This is a genomic window from Brevirhabdus sp. (genome assembly GCF_052826345.1).
The window spans coordinates 1-4,025 of sequence record NZ_JBRBUA010000121.1 but is presented as its reverse complement, the minus strand read 5'-3'; the positions used below and the strand labels follow the sequence as shown (position 1 = coordinate 4,025).

Sequence of the window (4,025 nt, the reverse complement as noted above, 5' to 3'; positions counted from 1 at the left end):
TTGCGCAGCGGTTCCAGTTGCACGCCGCAGGCCTGCATCACCTTCGCGGCCTCCGCCTCATCGATCAGGGCCAGCAGCAGATGTTCCAGGGTGGCCAGCTCATGCCGCCGCTGGTTTGCTTCTGCCAGCGCGGAGTGGATGGCCTGTTCCAATGTGTTCGAAAACGATGGCACTGGCGTGCTCCTTTTTATCAGGGGTCGACGCAGCGCGAAGCCTGCATCAACCGTGGCCTCATAGTTTAAGAGTTCGGTTAAAATCCGCGCGTATCAAGAAGTATTTCTTCAATTTCGTTCACGAGACGCAATTCTGTCTCACTTCTCCCGTCCGGGGGCGCCGGAAAAATCCGGCATGGCCCGTAAAACGGCCCGCAAGATGGCCCGTAGAACCGGCTCCCGATCCGGCAATGATATCGTCCGCTTTCGCGGCGCGGTTGCCGAGAGATGCGGCCCCCTGTCAGAAGTTGTCCTTGCGCCGTCTGATCTCTGCAAAGACGGCGGCGTCGGGTTGGTCTGCCATACCCAGAAGCGATTTGACCTCGGGCAGGTCGGCGCGCAGGAAAGGGTTCGTCGCCAGTTCCTCCGCGAGGGAGGAAGGCACGGTAGCCCGCCCTTCGGCGCGCGCGGCTGCCACCGCTTCTGCACGGGAGATAAGATCGGAATTCTCCGGTTCAATCGTCAGCGCGAATTTCGCGTTGGACTGGGTGTATTCATGGCCCGAGCAGACGATCGTTTCGCGCGGCAGGGCCTTCAGCTTGCTCAGGCTGCCCCACATCATTTCGGGCGTCCCTTCGAAGACCCGGCCGCATCCCAGCGCCATCAGGCTGTCGGCGGTGAAAACCGCGCCGCTGTCGGGGAAATGGAACGCGATATGGCCCACGGTATGGCCCGACACGTCGATCACATGGCCGGTTTCATCGCCCAGACGGACGGTTTCCCCCTCCGCCACGGCGTGATCGAGCGGCGGCAGGCGGTGGGTGTCGGCCTGCGCCCCGATGACCTGCGCGCCGAAGCTGTCGCTCAGCTCCTCCACACCGGCGATGTGGTCGTCGTGGTGATGCGTGACGAAGATCTTGTGCAACTCCCACCCCCGTTGCTTGAGCGCCGCGCGGATGGGGGCCGCTTCGGGCGCGTCGATCAGGCCGATCTCTCCGGTCGTGGGTTCGCGCAACAGAAATGCGTAGTTGTCACTGCGGCAGGGGATGGTCACGATCTCTAGGGGCATGGAATTCCTTGTGCGCTGCGGTAAGGTTGCCGCGAAGTGTTGCCCATCGCGGGACCCGTTGCAATGCACCTGGACGTGCTCGATCTGCGCAATTTCTACTATCGCACCCGCCTCGGGCGGGTGGCGCAGCGCGTGATCCGTCAGCAATTGCTGGCATTCTGGCCGGAGGCGCAGAATCAGACGGTGGCGGGCTTCGGCTTTGCGGTGCCGCTGCTGCGGCCCTATCTCAGACAGGCGCGCCGGGTCGTCGGGCTGATGCCCGGCCCGCAGGGGGTGATGGCATGGCCCGCGGGGATGCCCAATATCAGCGTGCTGTGCGATGAGACGCATTGGCCGCTGGAAACCGGGTCGGTCGACAAGCTGGTGGTCCTCCACGGGCTGGAAACCAGCGAGGACCCGGTGTCGCTGCTGGATGAGTGCTGGCGCGTGCTGGGGCCGGGGGGCAAGGCGATCTTCGTGGTGCCCAACCGGGCCGGGCTTTGGGCGCGGCGCGACAAGACGCCGTTCGGATTCGGCCGTCCCTACAGTCTGGGCCAGCTCGAGGCGCTGCTGAAGCGTCAGGGCCTGACGCCCGAGCGCCACGTCGCCGCGCTGTTCGCGCCGCCGTCGGAGACGCGGTTCTGGCTGCGGGCGGGGCCCTTCATGGAGCGGATCGGGCAATCGCTGCCGCAATCGCGCGCGGGCGGCGTGCTGCTGGTGGAGGCGCGCAAGCAGATGCCCAAGCCCGTCGGCCTGAAATCGGCCGCCTCGCGCCGGAAACGGCTGCGTGCGCTGGACCCGCTGCCCCACCCCGAGGCGAAACCCGTCTGAGGCGGGAAAACGACGCCACGCCGATGCCAGTTCCCGCGCCGCCATGCGGTTTCACGCGGGTCTTTCCGGCGTCTTCGCCCAACCCGGCAGGCCCGGCGGATTCGGGCGTGCGGCGGGCCCATCTGCCCCTCCGGGCGCGACGTGCACGGGGGCGGGACAGGGACCAAGCGTCGCAGGGTTGCAATTCGTGTACAACAAGCGTGTAAACAAGGATCGGACGGTGCCCCGCAGCCCTTCAAGGCGGTTGCGGGCTTGAAACTCCTCTGCTACACCCACGCCGATTTTACCGATTGCGCCGAACTGGCGTGTGCAACGCTGGCTCCGGGTGCTTCGGCACGTTTTCCGGAGCCTTGAGCAAATCGAAAGGGTGGACGTGTCCGAACCAGCTTCGATCTCGACCGGAATTGCGTCGCGCTATGCGGCGGCCGTGTTTGAACTGTCCAAGGAAGGCAAAGGCATCGCGGCGCTGGAAGGCGACGTCGCCGCGCTGGAAGCGGCGCTGGCCGACAGCGCGGATTTCCGCGATCTGATCCAGTCGCCGATCTACACGCGCGACCAGCAGCGCGAAGGCGTCAGCGCCGTGGCCCGCGCCATGGAGCTGAGCGAGACCATGCGCAACACCCTTGCGCTGATGGCATCCAAGCGTCGGCTGTTCGTGCTGCCCGCGCTGCTGCGCGAACTGCGCGCGCGCATCGCCGACGAAAAGGGCGAGGTCACCGCAGAGGTGCGCGCCGCCAAGTCGTTGACCAAGGCGCAACAGGACAAGCTTGCCTCGACGTTGAAAGCGACGTTCGGCAAGGATGTGAAGATCAATCTGGCCGTGGATGAAAGCCTCATCGGTGGTCTTGTCGTAAAAGTGGGCTCGAAGATGATCGACACCTCGATTGCCTCGAAGCTTTCCAACTTGCAGAATGCAATGAAAGAGGTCGGATAATGGGTATCCAAGCAGCCGAAATTTCTGCCATCCTCAAGGAGCAGATCAAGAACTTCGGTCAGGAAGCAGAGGTCGCCGAGGTGGGCCGGGTGCTGAGCGTCGGCGACGGCATCGCCCGCGTCCACGGCCTCGACAATGTCCAGGCCGGCGAGATGGTCGAATTTCCGGGCGGCATCCGCGGCATGGCGCTGAACCTCGAATCCGACAACGTCGGCGTCGTGATCTTCGGCTCCGACCGCGACATCAAGGAAGGCGATGTCGTCAAGCGCACCAATTCCATCGTGGACGTGCCCGCGGGTGACGCCCTGCTGGGCCGCGTTGTCGATGGCCTGGGCAACCCGCTGGACGGCAAGGGCCCGATCGAAACGACCGAGCGCCGCGTGGCCGACGTCAAGGCGCCGGGCATCATCCCGCGCAAATCGGTGCACGAGCCGATGGCGACCGGCCTGAAATCCGTCGACGCCATGATCCCGATCGGCCGCGGCCAGCGGGAACTGATCATCGGCGACCGCCAGACCGGCAAGACCGCCGTGGCGCTGGACACGATCCTGAACCAGAAATCCTACAACGAGGCCGCGGGCGACGACGAAAGCAAAAAGCTTTACTGCGTCTATGTCGCCATCGGCCAGAAGCGGTCCACCGTGGCGCAGCTGGTCAAGAAGCTGGAAGAGACCGGCGCGATCAAATACACGATCGTCGTCGCCGCGACCGCATCCGACCCCGCGCCGATGCAGTTCCTGGCGCCCTATGCCGCGACCGCGATGGCGGAATTCTTCCGCGACAACGGCCGTCACGCGCTGATCGTCTATGATGACCTGTCCAAGCAGGCCGTATCCTACCGCCAGATGTCGCTGCTGCTGCGCCGCCCGCCCGGCCGCGAAGCCTACCCCGGCGACGTGTTCTACCTGCACTCCCGTCTGCTGGAGCGTTCGGCCAAGCTGAACGAGGATCACGGCGCAGGGTCGCTGACCGCGCTGCCGATCATCGAAACCCAGGGCGGCGACGTGTCGGCCTTCATCCCGACCAACGTGATCTCGATCACCGACGGCCAGATCTTCCT

General features: G+C 65.0%; 5 protein-coding genes. 3 read left to right on the top strand and 2 right to left on the bottom strand.

All coding sequences use genetic code 11. The annotated features are described in order from the left end of the window. Together ACU0BR_RS14320 and gloB are read right to left on the bottom strand one after the other, a co-directional pair. A partial coding sequence (locus tag ACU0BR_RS14320) for a Clp protease N-terminal domain-containing protein (RefSeq protein WP_446157510.1) occupies positions 1 to 173 on the bottom strand: 173 nt, incomplete at its 3' end. A gap of 280 nt (positions 174 to 453) precedes the next feature. Continuing rightward, positions 454 to 1,221: a hydroxyacylglutathione hydrolase gene (gene gloB / locus ACU0BR_RS14315; protein WP_446157508.1), complete on the bottom strand. Its 768-nt coding sequence runs from the start codon at positions 1,219 to 1,221 to the stop codon at positions 454 to 456. A gap of 63 nt (positions 1,222 to 1,284) precedes the next feature. Here gloB and ACU0BR_RS14310 point away from each other — a divergent pair, with 63 nt between their 5' ends. From ACU0BR_RS14310 to atpA, 3 genes are all read left to right on the top strand, one after another. Continuing rightward, positions 1,285 to 2,031: a class I SAM-dependent methyltransferase gene (locus ACU0BR_RS14310; RefSeq protein ID WP_446157507.1), complete on the top strand. Its 747-nt coding sequence runs from the start codon at positions 1,285 to 1,287 to the stop codon at positions 2,029 to 2,031. Between the two features lie 367 nt (positions 2,032 to 2,398). Then, on the top strand, positions 2,399 to 2,965 hold the full coding sequence (locus tag ACU0BR_RS14305; RefSeq protein ID WP_446157509.1) for a F0F1 ATP synthase subunit delta: 567 nt from the start codon (positions 2,399 to 2,401) through the stop codon (positions 2,963 to 2,965). Continuing rightward, the coding region (gene atpA / locus ACU0BR_RS14300) for a F0F1 ATP synthase subunit alpha (protein ID WP_446157506.1) at positions 2,965 to 4,025 on the top strand (1,061 nt) is incomplete at its 3' end. The genes ACU0BR_RS14305 and atpA, both read left to right, overlap by 1 nt.